The 15,468-nt window shown below is 52.6% G+C and carries 14 protein-coding genes and 1 pseudogene; 4 read left to right on the top strand and 11 right to left on the bottom strand.

Going from position 1 to position 15,468, the window contains the following annotated elements; all coding sequences use genetic code 11:
* Nucleotides 1–565 precede the first annotated feature (565 nt).
* Nucleotides 566–2,116 carry an HD domain-containing phosphohydrolase gene (locus CU669_RS08460; protein ID WP_112143699.1) on the top strand — a complete coding sequence of 517 codons (1,551 nt, stop codon included), beginning with the start codon at nt 566–568 and terminating at the stop codon, nt 2,114–2,116.
* A gap of 70 nt (nt 2,117–2,186) precedes the next feature.
* Here CU669_RS08460 and CU669_RS08465 read toward each other — a convergent pair whose 3' ends face one another.
* From CU669_RS08465 to CU669_RS08485, 5 genes are read right to left on the bottom strand one after another with little or no spacing between them, the layout of a single operon-like run.
* Nucleotides 2,187–4,049, bottom strand: a complete 1,863-nt coding sequence (locus tag CU669_RS08465) for an ATP-binding protein (protein ID WP_112143701.1) — start codon at nt 4,047–4,049, stop codon at nt 2,187–2,189.
* Nucleotides 4,046–4,882 (bottom strand): phosphate/phosphite/phosphonate ABC transporter substrate-binding protein, encoded by an 837-nt coding sequence (locus CU669_RS08470; protein ID WP_112143703.1) that lies wholly within the window; start codon nt 4,880–4,882, stop codon nt 4,046–4,048. The genes CU669_RS08465 and CU669_RS08470 overlap by 4 nt, the downstream gene beginning before the upstream one ends.
* Nucleotides 4,883–4,895: 13 nt before the next feature.
* Nucleotides 4,896–6,053, bottom strand: coding sequence for an HD domain-containing phosphohydrolase (locus CU669_RS08475; RefSeq protein WP_112143705.1), 1,158 nt, complete (start codon nt 6,051–6,053; stop codon nt 4,896–4,898).
* Nucleotides 6,050–7,285: an HDOD domain-containing protein gene (locus CU669_RS08480; RefSeq protein WP_112143707.1), complete on the bottom strand. Its 1,236-nt coding sequence runs from the start codon at nt 7,283–7,285 to the stop codon at nt 6,050–6,052. The genes CU669_RS08475 and CU669_RS08480 overlap by 4 nt, the downstream gene beginning before the upstream one ends.
* A 17-nt stretch (nt 7,286–7,302) precedes the next feature.
* Nucleotides 7,303–9,951, bottom strand: a complete 2,649-nt coding sequence (locus CU669_RS08485) for a bacteriohemerythrin (protein ID WP_112143709.1) — start codon at nt 9,949–9,951, stop codon at nt 7,303–7,305.
* Nucleotides 9,952–10,073: 122 nt separating this feature from the next.
* Here CU669_RS08485 and CU669_RS08490 point away from each other — a divergent pair, with 122 nt between their 5' ends.
* Nucleotides 10,074–10,517, top strand: coding sequence for a PilZ domain-containing protein (locus CU669_RS08490; RefSeq protein ID WP_112143711.1), 444 nt, complete (start codon nt 10,074–10,076; stop codon nt 10,515–10,517).
* A gap of 26 nt (nt 10,518–10,543) precedes the next feature.
* Nucleotides 10,544–11,038 carry a response regulator gene (locus tag CU669_RS08495; protein ID WP_112143713.1) on the top strand — a complete coding sequence of 165 codons (495 nt, stop codon included), beginning with the start codon at nt 10,544–10,546 and terminating at the stop codon, nt 11,036–11,038.
* A gap of 11 nt (nt 11,039–11,049) precedes the next feature.
* On the opposite strand, the gene CU669_RS08500 is transcribed toward CU669_RS08495, so the two are convergent.
* From CU669_RS08500 to tnpA, 4 genes are all read right to left on the bottom strand, one after another.
* Nucleotides 11,050–12,027: a DNA-binding response regulator gene (locus CU669_RS08500; RefSeq protein WP_112143715.1), complete on the bottom strand. Its 978-nt coding sequence runs from the start codon at nt 12,025–12,027 to the stop codon at nt 11,050–11,052.
* A complete protein-coding gene (locus tag CU669_RS08505; protein WP_112143717.1) occupies nt 12,024–13,172 on the bottom strand; it encodes an ATP-binding protein in 1,149 nt (382 codons plus the stop codon). Before CU669_RS08505 ends, CU669_RS08500 begins: the two co-directional genes overlap by 4 nt.
* Nucleotides 13,173–13,371: 199 nt before the next feature.
* A complete protein-coding gene (gene tnpB, locus CU669_RS08510; RefSeq protein ID WP_112143719.1) occupies nt 13,372–13,635 on the bottom strand; it encodes an IS66 family insertion sequence element accessory protein TnpB in 264 nt (87 codons plus the stop codon).
* Nucleotides 13,632–13,973, bottom strand: coding sequence for an IS66-like element accessory protein TnpA (gene tnpA / locus CU669_RS22010; protein WP_407671569.1), 342 nt, complete (start codon nt 13,971–13,973; stop codon nt 13,632–13,634). The genes tnpB and tnpA overlap by 4 nt, the downstream gene beginning before the upstream one ends.
* A gap of 40 nt (nt 13,974–14,013) precedes the next feature.
* Between tnpA and CU669_RS22015 the strand changes: the two are divergent.
* Nucleotides 14,014–14,124: pseudogene (locus CU669_RS22015) on the top strand (IS110 family transposase); the annotation flags it as partial.
* A gap of 47 nt (nt 14,125–14,171) precedes the next feature.
* Here the strand turns inward: CU669_RS22015 and CU669_RS08520 are convergent.
* Together CU669_RS08520 and CU669_RS21060 are read right to left on the bottom strand one after the other, a co-directional pair.
* Nucleotides 14,172–15,014 (bottom strand): hemerythrin domain-containing protein, encoded by an 843-nt coding sequence (locus CU669_RS08520; RefSeq protein WP_112143721.1) that lies wholly within the window; start codon nt 15,012–15,014, stop codon nt 14,172–14,174.
* Nucleotides 15,015–15,016: 2 nt separating this feature from the next.
* Nucleotides 15,017–15,430 (bottom strand): hypothetical protein, encoded by a 414-nt coding sequence (locus tag CU669_RS21060; RefSeq protein WP_146747700.1) that lies wholly within the window; start codon nt 15,428–15,430, stop codon nt 15,017–15,019.
* Nucleotides 15,431–15,468: the final 38 nt, after the last annotated feature.

Raw genomic sequence — 15,468 nt, forward strand, 5'->3', positions numbered from 1 at the left:
CTGGACCAAGACCGCAGAGGGCATCTTCGAAAAACTCTCCCGCTTGCCTGCATCTTCTGAATGAGTCAGTGCACTAGTCGTAGTGGCAAACGGGACTAGAGGAGAAACAAAACTGCAGGCAATGTACCATTGATAGCAGCTCTGATGCGCGGCAGGCATCAATGGAAATCACTCATAAAAAAATAGATATAGGCGTCATTTTGTACATCCGGACCTGCGGTACGGTGTATTCAACTATAGTTACTGACATCACTGTTGCTTCAAATGTCAGAATAAAAACGCGCGCATCATATGTGCCATCTGGGGCCATTTATATGGTGCCGGAATCCTGCAAGTCAGCGATGGTTGAGTTGGCGACCGGGAGTCCATGGAAGAAAGAATGTTCGCTAAAGTATATTGTAGATAGTTGTAAAATTAAGTAAATCAATGTTATAATTCACCGCATTACAAAACAATGTGGCGCCATAAAATGATTGAATATGAAGTTACTTGTTGAGTATTGCAAATTGCTGTAGTGAAAGTGATCTGTAAATGTTAGTGCATTTTCAAATAAGGGATACGGCCAATGGAAGGACCGGTTCTTATTGTCGATGATGACGCCAATTTGCTTTTGTCTCTGCGTCGCCAGCTTGTTGGTAAATTTAATCTGGTAACAGCCCAAGGCGGACCGGAAGCTATTGAGGTGGCACGAACAGCTCAAGCGAGGAACGCGCCTTTTGCCGTCGTTGTCTGCGACATGCGGATGCCTGAAATGGATGGGCTTCAGACACTGGCCCACATTCACGAGATTTCGCCCCATACCGTCTTGTTGATGTTGACGGGAAATTCAGACCAGCAAACAACGATCAATGCCATCAACAGCGGCCATATTTTCAGGTTCTATAATAAACCATGTCCAATTCCGACTCTCGAAATAGGAATAAATGAAGCTATCACAAAATTCAAAATGCTTCAGGCCGAACACGAGATTCTGGAAAAGACCCTGGCTGGCAGTATCAAGGTTCTCATTGATCTCGTGTCTTCTACCAATCCAATTATATCAAGGCAGGCCAAACGGATACGTGATTATGTCAGGAAGCTGACGGTTGATGGCCAATTCCCATGTCACTGGCAGTTGGAAATTGCGTCGTCCCTTGCATTAATTGGGCAGTTATCGGTCCCGCTCGAATTGGTTCAAAAGCGGCACGCTGGCCGATCCCTGAGTGCGGAAGAACAGTCTACTTTGGACGGCGCCCCGGAAATTGCCCGCAACCTCGTTATCAATATTCCACGTTTGGGGAAGGTTGCCGAATCCATCTACCTCCAGGATCGTGGATTTGACGGCAGCGGCTTTCCTGACGACGGCCCTGTTGGAGCGGGTATTCCTCGGGATGCGCGGATCCTCAAGGTGCTTAAAGACCTTAGCGAAGCCGTCGAAGTGGCCGGAGCGCCCGACAAAAACGCATTCGCTCTCTTAGAGGCTAAGAAGGCACAGTACGATCTGGAAATATTTGAGAAAATCCGCCAATGCCTTGAAGTACCCCCGGCCGAAGAGAAAAAGCCTTTGGAGGATAATAGCAATCCGCCTGTCAGCGACATGGCGGCGGCGGATGAACACGCCGGTTCTTCCATGCCGACGCAGAAGGCCGCTATCCGCAATACAGCCATTAGCAGTTCTTCGCGCATGTCAGCGAACGGCCAGAAGGCCATGTCGTCCAGAAAGCGGCGGCGCTTTCGCATGCTCAGAACCGCCGCCGTTATAGCCATTTTCCTTGGCGCTGCAGGAGGGCTGGCATTCTTCTACTCCAACAAATCCTCACAGCCTCCCAACGACGCCAATGCGTCCGAATTGATCTCGCAAATGCAAATGGCTGCACAGGGGAATATCACTAGCGCGAGCAATGTTTACGGCGGAAAACTGTCGGCTAAGGACGGCAATATCCAAGTAGACGAAATTCCGCGCTCAGCCTGTATTCAGGTCAGCTGGAAGTTGATTAAGACCGGAATGCTTAGCATCAACGGCCTGGTTGCTCAGCGAGTGACCGGTGCGTCCATATCAAAACAGTGCGACTCTGCGAACGCGAATGTTTTAGCGTGGGCTCCCTATCAGGCCAACGAGAAAGCCGAGGAAGAATGAATGAGGGCAAGACTCCGTCTTCCAGGCTCATGACCCATTCACTCTGCGTCGGCTCCCTGGACCTGGAGAACTATGCCACCGGAAGCCGGATTGTGAATACGGCTCCTTCCCCGTTCGCCCCCCCCACGACAATTTGGCCACCGTGCTTAACGACGACGACATCATAGCAAATGGCCAGCCCTTGACCGGTACCCTTTCCCACGTCCTTGGTGGTGAAGAAGGGGTCAAAAATCCGGTCCTTGATGTCGTCCGGTATGCCGGTCCCATTGTCGGAAAAGCGGACTTCGATAAAATCCCCGGCACTAAACGTTTCGACAGTAATTTTGCCGGGCTTAGGTTTTCCTGATTCATCGATTGCATGTGCGGCATTGATGATAAGGTTCAAAAATACTTGATTTATTTCGCCTGGGTGACAATTAACTCTTGGCAGTTTGGGGTCAAGTTTGACATCAAGATTTGCGATATGTTTCCATGTATTCCGTGAAACCGTCACGGTGTTTTCTAAGGCTCGATTTATGTCGACCGCTGATTTCTGGGTCGTTCCTGGGTGGGAAAACTCCTTCATGGATAACACGATTCTTGAAACCTGCGTCACTCCCTCCAGGGACTGGGAAATAGCAGGAGGCAGTTCATTCATCAAAAAGTCTAGATCGGCCTGATCAACGCGGTCGAAATATTCCCGAATAAGCGGATCGCCGTTGGAGAAATGCTCCGAATTGCTAGCCAGTTTTCGCGCTTCGTCTAGAAGGGGGAGGATGTTTTTGGTGGCATCCTGAATGAAGTTGAGATTGTCGCCAATATACTGGATCGGGGTGTTTATCTCGTGCGCAATACCTGCCGCCAATTGTCCGACACTGGCTAGGCGAGATGCCTGCAGAGCCTCGCGCTGGGCTTCCTTGAGAGCCACGGTACGCTCGGTCACGAGACGCTCCAACTCGGCATGCTGATCTGCACGGATCCGTTCGTACTGGCGCCTCTGGGTTAGATCCCCGATGGTCGCCACCACCATGCTCAGGCCACCTGCCGAAACTCGACTGGCCGTGATTAATGCCGGAAACCGACTGGCATCAAATCGTGCAACCTCGATCTCCGCGCTTCCCCCCTCCACCATGGATTCAAGCGGAACCAGTTGATCAAAATGAGCTCCAATAGCCCTGCTGGCCGGAGCTCCAAAAATGCGTTCGGCGGCACGATTGAATGATTGGATTCTGCCTTGATCGTCCAACGTCAGGATAGCTTCCGTTGAATTATCGATGACCGCTTCCAGCCAGCGCTCACTTTGCCGAAGTGCGGTTTCACGGCTGCCGACTGCATGACGCATGATATCGAAGTTGCTGACCAACTTTCCTATCTCATCACCGGACGGGATGGGTAAGCTGACGTCGTAGTTGCCTTCGCTCAGAAGATGACTGGCTTTGGCCAAGTTCTTTATCGGCTGAATGACCGATTTATTTTGCTGCCACACCACAGCCAAGGTTCCAAACAGCAAGATCAGTGCGACCATCAGTTCTAGTCGCCGTAAGACGCTGATGGCAGGAGCCACTAGGCTGTTTTCCTCTAGATCGACCGTTAGCATTCCCAATGACCGCCCCACCCCTGCCAACGGAACGCTGAGCCGGGTCATCGCCTCAATCTGCTCGGCCTTCCCCAGGGGATAGAGTTGCTTTCCCGCTGGGGTCGTCAGAGTCAAAGATCGCCACCAGGGATGGTTTTGCTCAACTTCGGAGAGCGTCTCGTATATCTTGGCCAAATCGCTAACCAGAAGGTCTGGGACGATGGCCAAACCAACCAGGGTCAGCGCGCGCTTCTCTCCATTCACTCGTTCCACCACCAGCATCTGCTTCAATGAGGCGAAGGCGAGGAAATGCATGACCGCAAGTACGCTGGCCGCGACAAGGAGAAGAGGAACGAGAAGCTTGACGCGAATATTCATTGGTCGACGTAAAACGCCTCCAGCCCAAGATGGCGCAAGGTCTCATACTCCTGATCGCTGGCGGGCCCGACCGACTTGATCGGGACCTCGGCAAGAAGCCTCAGCCCCTGACGGTCTCGTCCGAGTTCCAGCAATGCCTGCTGGATACGAACGACAGCTGCGGCAGGAACTCGCGAGTGAGCCGCCAGTGGGTGCGGCGGAAAGCGTTCGGTTTCGTGAATGATGGTTAAGCCATCTCGGATTTCCGGCTTTAGCTGATCGAAGGTCACGCGGATACCTCCCGCCGCATCCGTCTGGCCCAGTAAGACGTTTAAATAGGCCGAATCATGCGACTTCACATAGACCTCGGAGATCTTAATATGAAACTTGCGGATGAATTCGGCACGTGGGATCAACGAAGCTCCCATGGCATTGGGCGCGGGGAACGCGACCTTCCGGCCGTCTAGCATCGCAACGTTGGTCAGGCCAGAGCCTTTCGCCACAACAACGACGCCATAAAGATCGTTTTCCACGTCGCGGACGATGGCCTGATATCCCTGACGGCGATGGGCGACCACGTAGTGATAGGGATTCATGTAGGCGAAGTCATAAGCCCCGGCATTTAGAGCTTTTTCAAAGGCCGGAATGGTCGGTTCCATCACCAGCTGAAAGCGAAAGCCCGTCATGGGCTCAAGCCGTTCGATAATTGGACGCCAAATGGCCTCAATTCGCCGATGATCGAACTGGGGTACGACCGAGATAGTGTATGTCGGCGCATCACCAGCCCCACCCTCTGAGCACCAGACCGTCATAGCGAACATCAAGATGGCAATTGCCTTACGACAACCCGGCATAACTCTCTCCCGATTATTTTGCCCTGGGCCTCGAGGCAAAGCGGCGCACCATGATGGGCTCTTTCAGCCGCGCCATGCTGTTGATGTTCTGTAGTCTGAGAAACAGCAAATCACTGATGGTTTCTCCGGCGGCGAGCACCAGTCGTCCGCTCTCCAGCGTTAAGTCACTCACCAAGATATCACCAGCGCAAATGCCTGATGCTGGAACAGCAACGCGAATTTCGGCCCCGTCATCAGAGTGACCGCCAGGGGTTAAAAGACAGGCCCCAACTGCGGCAAGAACAGCGAGATCATATCCGCCCTCCTTTTCGAGTGCGACAAGAGCCTCTTTGGACGGATTAGCTCCAGCGATTCGATCCAAATTGAGCAGTACTTTGAGAATTCGCCCCGGCAGAGTGGCCAGGGAACGTTGATCAAAATCACGCTCGCCCCCAGCAGAGAATTGCACTGCCCGAGCGACCGGCTCAAGGCGAGGGACCTTCTTGATAAGGGTCGCTCCGACGGCAGGAATGCTGCTGATCATCTCCTGTTCCATCGCGGAAAGATGCTGCCCCGCATGGTGTCGGGCAATCACTTCCGGAGGAACGGCAATAGCCCCCAGTTGTGACAGCTCCGCTGCCATTTCCACAACCCACGGATCACCAAGCTTCATATGACGCGCAATCTCTACAGCCCAGCCGTGGATTCGTCGGGAGCGGTGGAAAATATCCGGGGCCACAAGCGACAGAACATCACTCAGTAAGGAAATGCTGCCTGCCAAGGTTCCTTCCAGAAGAGCTCGCTCGCCCTGAATTAACTGGTGCTGACGGAGAGCGGCTTCGATGCCGTCGGTAAGCGTCGCCATAGGGCATGGCTTGTTGAAGAAACGAAAAATCTTCCCGTCATTGATGGCATTGATAGCTGTCTTTTGGTCCGCGTTGCCGGTCAGCATGATCCGAACCGTATCTGGCGATATCTCCTGAAGCCGACGGAGGACCTCAACACCGTCCATGCCGGGCATGCGCATGTCGCATACGACAACGGCGAAAGGCCCGGCACTGTCCGCGAGCCTCAATGCCTCGGCGCCGCCTTCTGCAGTCAGCAGATCAAACTTCTGCCCGAGGTGGCGGCGCAATCCCGCCAGGAGATTGACGTCATCGTCGACGACCAAAATCTTTTCAACCTGCTTCATGACTCGTACTCCACACGTGCCCGCTCGGCGACCTCGAGCCAATCCTCAACTCTGGAGATTGCTCCAGTTTTTTGCAAAAACACTATATCCAGCCCATTGATCCATTCGGCTTTTCCCGCTTCATCTGCGGGAGAAGGTTTCACCAGATGCTGGGCCGCATGCACGGCGGTAATGGCCCCCATCGTGTGGGGTGAGAAGAATTCGCAGCGACTTGGTTCGTGATGAAAAAGTACCGCCTCAACCACCGGATCCGTGAACCCCCACAGCCCCAGAAGTGCCGCCCCCAATTCGGCATGACATGCTCCCAAGGCGTTCCGTTCAGCCGCGACGATGCCGCCGCCTGAGCGGTCCAACGTGGTACGTAGCTCGGCCATTGGAACCGGGCATTTGGCAAATAAAAGCAGGGATCCAACATGGGATAGCATCCCGGCGCATTGAATGAGATCAATTTCATGCGGGTCAAGGCGGTCGCTTTCAGCGATCCTGCGAGCCAAAAGCCCGATCTGCAGGCTTCTTTTTTGCAATTGCTTGACGGCAAGGCAGTCGATACCGGTACAACTGAACGACTCGAACACGGTCCCGAGGACGCTCAAAGTTCGAACCATTTCGAAACCAAGTAACTTCACGGCCTGCATTACATCCGAAATGGATGACGGCAGATAGAAAAATCCGGAATTGGTCAGCTTAAGCAAATTGACTGTCAGTCCAGTGTCCGATGAGATAATTCGTGCGACTTCAGCAGTGGACCCTTCTTGAGATTGCAGCGCACTTAACAAGTCAGTTAAAGCTTTTGGGAGGGCAGGAATGGATGTCGCCCCCCCAACTAAAGCCATCAAATCAGCTGATCGAATAATCTGACGCACGCCCAATGAGCGTCTGATTGCCTCGGCCAGGGCATGAGGGGGGCAGGGTTTGACAAAGTACTGATGTGCCGGGCCAATGGTACGAAAGATAGCTTCGCGCTCAGAAAAGCCGGATAAAATTATTCGGACTGCTTCGGGCTGTATCGTTCTGACACGATCCAACAGTGTTGCCCCATCCATCCCAGGCATGCGCATATCGCTGACCACGACAGCCACTTGCTCCCGTGCAAGAATTTCGAGAGCTTCTGCGCCACTGGCGGCGAACACCTGGTTCCATTCATTGCGTTGGCCATAAAGGCTTCTGCGTAGGCCGTCCAAGACGCTTTTCTCGTCATCGACAAACAGAACGGTGGGAAGGGAGGTGCTCATGAACCTTATCCTTACGATCAAACAGCGTCTTCAAACGAGGCCGCGGGTATTTCAAGAGGCAGGCGGATACGGAAGCACGCACCTGACCCGGGTTCGGATTCTGCGGTGATCTGGCCGCCATGGCGATGAATAATCGCTTTGGTAATCGCCAGTCCTTGCCCTGTTCCCTGGCCTGGAGCTTTCGTGGTGAAAAACAACTCAAAGATCTGCTTGAGATTTTCCGGCTCGATCCCGGCTCCAGAATCCCTGACGGTTAATTCGACGCCATCACCCAAACTCTGCGTCTTCACTTCGATCCGACCGAGAGATGAAGAGCCAAGTTCCGCGATGGCATGCGTGGCGTTAACCAGCAGATTAACGAGCACTTGGTTGATCTCGCCTTCGATAGCGGAAATTTTCGGCAGGTCAGGGTCTAAGTCGAATTCCAAATCCGCCACATATTTCCATTGATTTCGGGTGACAGTGGCAACCACGTCAATCAGGTGATTGAGATCGATGGGATGTGGCAGTTTGGAACTGGGATATGAGAATTCCTTGATGGCCTGAACGATCTTGGAGATGCGAAGTGTCCCGTCCTGGGCCTGGGCCGCGGCAGCGGGCAACTCCGCCTTGAGAAAGTCGAGGTCAAGGCTGTCCAAATTTTTTTTCACGCCGACCAAATCGCCTTCCATTGATTTTACAGCCTTCACGCTCTCGGCCAGATCAAGGAGGCTGGAAATTCCGTCATTCATAAAGGCGATATTGTCAGTGACATATTGGGTCGGGGTATTGATCTCATGAGCAATGCCGCCGGCAAGGGTGCCAAGGGCTTCCATTCTGTCGGACTCCGCGATCCGCTCGATCATGGCCGCCCGCTCTTGCTCGGCTATGATCCGGTCGGTGATGTCCTGAAGCGTCATGACGATCATCGCGGGGGCGGTGGGTTCGCTGTTGACCTCGCCAAGGACATGGAGTGTCCGCACACCGATCCGCAATTCAAGGTCAAAGCATGATCCCGATTTGCCCGAAAGCAATCCCACAAGCTGGGCCCTATCGTCGGAGGTGACATTCGAAAAAACGTCTTCTTCCGAACCTGACTTCAAAGTTGGATCGATACCCAGCATGTCCTGGGTGCCCTCGCCAAGCGAATAGATACCGCTGATGGTGTTCAACTCAATGAACCCCAGCCTCGCGATGCGGTGTGCCTCGCTCAGTTGCTGCTTTGACTTAGCGATTTCCCTGACTAACTGGGCCGAGTTGTTGGCCTTCTTGGTCAGGCCGAATAGCCTCCACAACAACCAGACCGAACCGGCCGACAACAGTAAAAATGCCGCGACGATGACAACGGCTTTGGCGACATCTGAGCGCCATCGGGCAAGGTAATCGTCTGTTCCCATCCCAACGACGAGATGAAACGGTGCAGCCGACAGGCGGCGATAGGCGTTGAGCCGCTCGATCCCGTCGCCGGTATGTTGGGTATGAAAAGACCTAGCCCGATCGCCCGAGGCGATAGCCTGTCCCAATTCGTCTGAAAAAACCTTGGTGCCGATCTGCTGGGATGGCGACAAACTGGCTGGATACCGGGTGATCAAACCCGTATCACCATCGCGCAACAAGGCGACACCATTCGGCCCGAGATTAGCCGCCGACAGCAGATTGTTAAAATAATCGATGGGGATTGTCGCGGATATAATACCCGCGAAGCTGCCGTCCGGGTTGTTGTAGCGCCGAGATAGCGAGATGCCCCATTCATGGCCGATGCGCGTCAATATGGGGTTACTGACAAAAAGTCCAGAACGCTTATTTTCTCGATGCACAATGAAGTGGTCGCGATCAGAAATGGATGTTGATTCAGGGGAGGAGGTGCCGGAACTATACAAGATGGTGCCATGCTCATCAGTTACGCGAAAATTGGCCAAACCCGAAAGCCATGATTTTCGGTTATCCAGGAACTTATTGGCCTCCCTGGCCTCTATGCGTCCGTTTACACTATGCCCATGCTCCAGCCAGTCCTCGACCTCATGGAGGACCAGGTCAATTTTACTGACAGATTCCGAAATGTTGTGATCCAGCAGAAGAGCCGTGCTTTCCACCGTGGCGCGGATCTCTCTTTCCTGAAGATTCCTCGTGGCGTTCAGCCCATAGGAGAGCAGACCAACAACGATGATATCCACCGCCATCGTAATCAGGATTAGAGCCGCCATGACCGAGCGCGACAACGTCACACTGGCTGCAATGCGCTGTCGCCAGCTTGGCGACGATTTCGCAATCTCGCCCCCGCCCTCTTTTTCTGCGACAAAACGGGCATAGTCCTTGTCGCTGTTCTCAATATGGGCGCATAGCCAATTGCTGATGAAATCGAGTTCGTTGATCTCCATTTCACGCTTGTCATTGCTCACGGCGCTGGCGACTAGGGTGTCTAGCTGCAAAAGCAGCTTTTGATGTTCAAGAACATGCTCGTTGAACCGCGGATACCCCCATTGCTCTAAGAGGGACTCCTCGTGGCGGAGGTGATTTCGCATCGTCTCGGACACACGATGAATGGCCGCAACGATGGCTTGCTTGTCACTGCCCCGTTCCGTAGCCGCCCAGAGATCATTAAGGACGCCAAACAATGCCTGATGTTCGACATCAATTTCTGGAATATGAACGCTGTATCGGGGGGCCCATTGGAGAAGAGCCATCATTGCTGTCCTCAGAAATTATTAAATCTTCCATTGCTTTGGGCTGAAAGTGAACGGCTTCCAATGATCCAGCTACTCCCAAATGGGACTTATCAAGCCACAGTGGATGATGGTGATAATGCCCCATGATCGTCGATAGCGATGGCAGGCAGCTGTCCAAAGGAACACATCGGATGAACGCTCAGGCCCAGCCTAATCTGTTTGCCTCCAATGGCTTCGTGAGTGAGGTATCCCTAAACCCAAAATTCTTCGGAAAGGACCGACGGCGACATAGCCGCAGATTCGGCGATGGAATGGTTGTCGTCATCGATAATCGGATATTCCCAATCTTCGATATCTCAGTTTCAGGTATCCGATTCCAGTGCGCCGGCGGAAAGCCGGGGGATAAAATCAGCTTGCGCGTTGCACGCCTCCAAAATATGAGCGACTTCGTTGATTGTCAGGCAATCGTGCGCCACGCCGACGAAACATCGATCAGAGCGGAGTTCATACCAACCTTCCGGCTTATGAAGTTTTTACTAGGACATTTTGGTGAAATAAACGGAACCAGCCCCGTGTTTTTTAAATAAAATAATTAGATAGAGTTGTCAGCAATATGCAGAAGCCAAGCTTATTATTTGTTGATGATGAGCCAAATGTTTTGTCGGCCATTAGCCGTGTCCTCAATCAATACAGAAGCAAATTGGATATAAATTTCGCCAGTAGCGGGGCTGATGCCATAGATTTTATGTCAAATTACATTGTCGATGTTGTGGTCACTGACATGGCCATGCCTGAAATGGATGGAAAGAAACTAATTTATCGGCTTCATGAGCTGTTTCCAAATACAGTCCCCATTGTTTTGTCCGGCCACTGGGATATAGCCACATCGCTGCGTGAACTTGGCCATAATGTTCGATTTCTCAGCAAGCCAATAAACCATGAGGTGCTGATTTGGGCGCTTCAGGAGGCCATTTCCGATTCACGATTTATTTCGACCACCCTTTTTAATTTTACAAGCCCACAACTTGGTAGCCATGACACGCCTTCAAAATACCACGAAGAGTCGAATGTCTCTAGTTGGATATCGACTGCCCCAAATGCAGAGTGAATAGCGGCTACTTAAAAGTAGCTAAGAATCATTCTAACAACATCCGATTGGCGTGTGGCTCCGGTCTTGAGAAAAACCTTTTTGAGGTAGTTTCTGGCGGTGCCAACGGCGATGCCAGAGTTGACTGCTGCCTCCTCCAAAGAGCTCCCTAATAAGAGTGAGTGAGCGATCCGCGCCTCGGCCGGGGTTAGTCCGAACAGCGTCGCCAATTCCGTGGCACCGGGAATATACTTGCTAAGGGGATCACGCAGATAGACAACGACCCGTCCGTTCTGCGCTGCTCCGTCAGAATCCCCGGTTGTTGGCGCTTGGCTGACAATGGCGGAGAGAGCCGACCCAAGTTTCGGCCGCTCGATAAGAACGGGGCCACCAAGCCCGCCATTGGCGGTGCGGCGCACCAAGTCATGAAACTGCGCGGTAGTCTCTGGGGTGCCAAGCCTGATGATCCTGTCGGCGCTGATATGAAGGCCATCGGCCATTGCACAGTATTTCACTGCAATGGCGTTCATGAAGAGGACTTGAGCCCTGTCATCTAACATGACAACCCCGTCAGAAAGGGTGTTCATGACCATCTTTTCTGGAACGGGTCCCGCCTGGAACGGATCCTTGGCCTGAACCTCCAAAGCCGCCGTAATCCCTTCGCACAACTGGTTTTTCGCGGAGGGCTTCGGAAAAAATCGGAAAATCTCGGCGCGGTTGATTGCCTCCACCGCCACGCCCATATCAGCGACTCCTGTCAGCATGATGTAGACGCTCCCCCGGGAGACCCGCTTCATTTTCAACACAAGTTCGATCCCGTTGATCCCAGGCATCATCATGTCGACGACGACGACATCGAATTGCCTGGCCCCATGGAGATCGAGTGCCGCCTCGGGAGAATCGCAAAACGTCATGTCCCATCGGCTGGCCTCTGTCGCCAAGTTCCGCGAAAGGCCATCCAGGACATTGCGATCGTCATCAACGAACAAAATATGTGGTTTTCTACTCATTGTAGATCCTGGACCGGCTTTTTCGGTAAAGTGAAATGGAAAACGGTTCCCCCCGACGGATTAGGTTCGTACCAAATCCGTCCGCCGTGGCGCCGCACAACACCCTTGCTGATGGCGAGCCCGACGCCATGCCCGTCATACGCTCCCGGGCGATGAAGGCGCCGAAAAATATCGAAGATATTGTGCGAGGTTGTTTCAATACCAATGCCGTTATCAGCCACTGAGAAAGTCCAGTCCCGATTGCCGTCTGCAACAGAAATCCGGATTTCCGGAGAGACTTCTGGATGCTTGAACTTGATGGCGTTGCCGATGATGTGATGCAGCAGTTGCGTGAGCGCCCGCGGGCAGCCGATGACAACCGGCAGTTCATCGACCCGTATCTGGGCGCCAGATTCCACTATGGCGTGGCTCAGGCTCTCCAGGACCAAAGCGCATACGTGGCTGATACTGACATCAGTGATGTTTTGCTCGTCGGTGATCGCTTGGGTATATTTTGAGAACCCCTGGACGATACCGTCCATACGTTTGACACCAGCGACAATGAACTGAAAATACTCTGCCATCTCGTGGTTCACGAGGTTAGGAAATCGCCGCTCAAGCATTTGTGTATACGACGCGATCTGCCGCAACGGCTCGCGCATGTCATGGGCGGCTATGAAGCTCAGCCGCTCAAGTTGCTGATTGGCCTCCGTCAAGTCTCCGGCCAAGGCCTTCAGCATGGCGTTGTTGCGCGACAAATCCTCGGCGTGGGCCTTCTCGGCATCTTCCTGATCCGTAAGTTGCCGGATCGCCTGGTTGATCCCATCGACCAGGGTGGCTGTGGGACACGGCTTGGTGAGAAAGCGGAAGACCTTGCCCTGATTGATGGCCGCCGTCGCGGTATCCTGGTCCGTGTTGCCTGTCAGCAATATCCTGACAACCCTGGGATCCCTTTTCTGGAATTCGTCGAGTAGTTCAATCCCGCACATGCCAGGCATCCGTTGGTCGGTCACCACCACGTCAACGGATTGTCTATCTAAAACCTCAAGTGCCTTATCCCCTGCAGGCACAAAAATCATGTTCCACGCCTTACTGTAATCGAATAGAGAGCGGCCAAGCCCCTCAAGGACCTTAGGCTCGTCATCAACGAACAGAACTGTCCGCATTTTTGAAGTCGCCACTGCCTGAGTTCCTTTAAGGCAGACCGAACCATGTGGATGATCAGCCTACGTAGGTTTGAAATAGGGAGTCAAATTTAATGATCGGTGATGACTGGATGCGGACAGCGGCGTTTGCTAAGGTGTTTAGCAGCAAAAATGGGATGGGCTCGGAGCCATCGGAGCGCTTAATTGACGAAGGTCCGTTTTATCGTTCTGGCGCTCTCGGTGATGTTCGCCACAAGCTGGCTATTCGACGAATATCTGGGTCCCAGCAAGAAGCACCTTGACCGTCGTACCACAGCACCTTGATCAGGTCGCCGCGCCGGCCGCGGAATACGAACAGATGGCCCGAGTGCGGATCGCGCGACAACCGCTCCTGCACCAACACCGCCAGGCCGTCGAAACCCTTGCGCATGTCGGTGTGCCCCGCCACCAGCCACACCCGCACGCCACTGGGAATGGGGATCATCGCCGCTCCAGGACGCCGAGAACCCGCCGCAGCGTCGCGGCCGAGGCATCTCCGCCGACACAAAGACGATAGCCCCCGGTCAACTCGATCTCGATCCGATCATCCGGGGTGATGGGAGGCGCGAGCGACGGTACCTCTCCTGTCAGCACCACCGGTACCAAGGTCGGCGTCATTATATCGAGGCCGGCCGCCCCAAATCGCCGCCGCCAAGCAAATACCTGGTTGGCGTTGACCTCGTAGTGCCGCGCCACCGCCGCGACTGAAGCCCCCGGCTCCAACTTCGCCGCCACGATCTCCCGCTTCAGCGATTCCGGCCACGACCGATTCCGCCGATGCACACTCAAATTTGCGCCCATAACTGGATTTGTGGGCCGGCGAATGACGGCGGGTTGGGTGCCGGATGGTGCCCACGAGGCCATGCGCGACCTGATCCGGGTCCGCGCCACGGCGGTCAGGGTGCTTGGCAAGGCTCGCCAGCATCTGCAAGGTAATTATGCGTAATGTACGCATGAATTAATCCAGCAGTTCTTGAGAAATTAATGCCCTATAAGTATGGCATTCATAAGCGCCGCATCCATTGATGACGCATGCATCATTATGCGGTCTTCGATAAATTTTAATTTTCTTGTAAATAGTTCTTCTGCAATTATGGTAACCTGAATTTCATCGATTAAAACAGAAATGGATAATATGATATCAATATGCTCCGCGCAGTGATTTTCAAAATTTACATCGTCGAACTTCTGTATAAGCAGTTCTTCGTGCTCAAAATGAGACCGGACAGAAGAAAGAAATAGATGAGCCATTTTAAATATCCGTGGGCGATCAAAATCGCTTCCGCATAACGATATCATTTGATAATAGTTTTCTTTTATTATTGAGTGCTCTGCTTTTTCGCAATCAATAATATCTTTTATATCTTTGTTGCTTATGTTGTCGCTGAGCGCTAGCGCTGCGCCAATTTCAATGTCGGAGTCATATAATTCTAACGCGCTGCCCAATAAATTTTGGTCAAAACACTTATTGGCATTATTTTGCAATGGGGCCGCTTCAAGGATTTTTGAAAGAGCCGTTAATGCGTCGTCATTTTTAATTTCGGCAAATGAATACTCATCAAAGAAGTCGCTAATTACTACTGCTTCACCTTGAGTTAGTGCATGATAGCCACCAATCATAACTGATTTTATTGAGAAGCTATGCAGAGCCTGAGCAAATTCATCCCTAAGAATCGACGCAATTGATTTATCAGATGCATCAGCTTCATCTGCTGCAAAAAATGAAGAGATATCCTCTACACCACTTGCATACATTTTGTAGGCAGCGACAAAGCGATCCCGGTATGAGAGATCTAATATCTCAATATTTTTTTCATTTTTCATGGTTATGCGTCATCTTCCTGAAGAGAATTGAGCTTTGTGACGGTATCCACCTGGAGATCACAGATCGCCCTCATTCTTTCGATTGAGACGCGGAACTCCTCGTCTGCCCGATCAAGATCGGCAATGGCAGCTGGCGTTAACCGACCTTTGGTTTGAAGGCGATGACGAAGCAAAATTACGTCGCGCCTTGCTGAGGCCAACTGGTTTAGGAGAGTTCTTGCACCTTCGGTGAGCCTCTCAACGGAAACAATGTCAGTGTCATCCATTTGCTGACCGTAGCTGCTGTTCACAAATCCAAAGCCATATCTTCTCTTTGGGCTTTTGCCTTCAAATCCCATTTGAGACCATCCACCACCTTTTGGTCTTATTTTTAGACCTCGGCGCCCATCTGTAGGTTTTCCCAACACCAACTTCATGTCGGGAAAACCTACGCCAGAATCTTGTCGGGAAGCCC

This window comes from Paramagnetospirillum kuznetsovii, assembly GCF_003284725.1.
GTDB lineage: Bacteria > Pseudomonadota > Alphaproteobacteria > Rhodospirillales > Magnetospirillaceae > Phaeospirillum > Phaeospirillum kuznetsovii.

Coding starts and splice junctions, on each gene's coding strand:
- CU669_RS08500 (WP_112143715.1), bottom strand. CDS start 12,027: ATGAGTAGAAAACCACATATTTTGTTCGTTGATGACGATCGCAATGTC.
- tnpB (WP_112143719.1), bottom strand. CDS start 13,635: ATGATCCCCATTCCCAGTGGCGTGCGGGTGTGGCTGGTGGCGGGGCAC.
- CU669_RS08520 (WP_112143721.1), bottom strand. CDS start 15,014: ATGAAAAATGAAAAAAATATTGAGATATTAGATCTCTCATACCGGGAT.
- CU669_RS08490 (WP_112143711.1), top strand. CDS start 10,074: ATGATCGTCGATAGCGATGGCAGGCAGCTGTCCAAAGGAACACATCGG.
- CU669_RS08480 (WP_112143707.1), bottom strand. CDS start 7,285: ATGAGCACCTCCCTTCCCACCGTTCTGTTTGTCGATGACGAGAAAAGC.
- CU669_RS08495 (WP_112143713.1), top strand. CDS start 10,544: ATGCAGAAGCCAAGCTTATTATTTGTTGATGATGAGCCAAATGTTTTG.
- CU669_RS08505 (WP_112143717.1), bottom strand. CDS start 13,172: ATGCGGACAGTTCTGTTCGTTGATGACGAGCCTAAGGTCCTTGAGGGG.
- CU669_RS21060 (WP_146747700.1), bottom strand. CDS start 15,430: ATGAAGTTGGTGTTGGGAAAACCTACAGATGGGCGCCGAGGTCTAAAA.
- CU669_RS08465 (WP_112143701.1), bottom strand. CDS start 4,049: ATGAATATTCGCGTCAAGCTTCTCGTTCCTCTTCTCCTTGTCGCGGCC.
- CU669_RS08460 (WP_112143699.1), top strand. CDS start 566: ATGGAAGGACCGGTTCTTATTGTCGATGATGACGCCAATTTGCTTTTG.
- CU669_RS08475 (WP_112143705.1), bottom strand. CDS start 6,053: ATGAAGCAGGTTGAAAAGATTTTGGTCGTCGACGATGACGTCAATCTC.
- CU669_RS08485 (WP_112143709.1), bottom strand. CDS start 9,951: ATGATGGCTCTTCTCCAATGGGCCCCCCGATACAGCGTTCATATTCCA.
- CU669_RS08470 (WP_112143703.1), bottom strand. CDS start 4,882: ATGCCGGGTTGTCGTAAGGCAATTGCCATCTTGATGTTCGCTATGACG.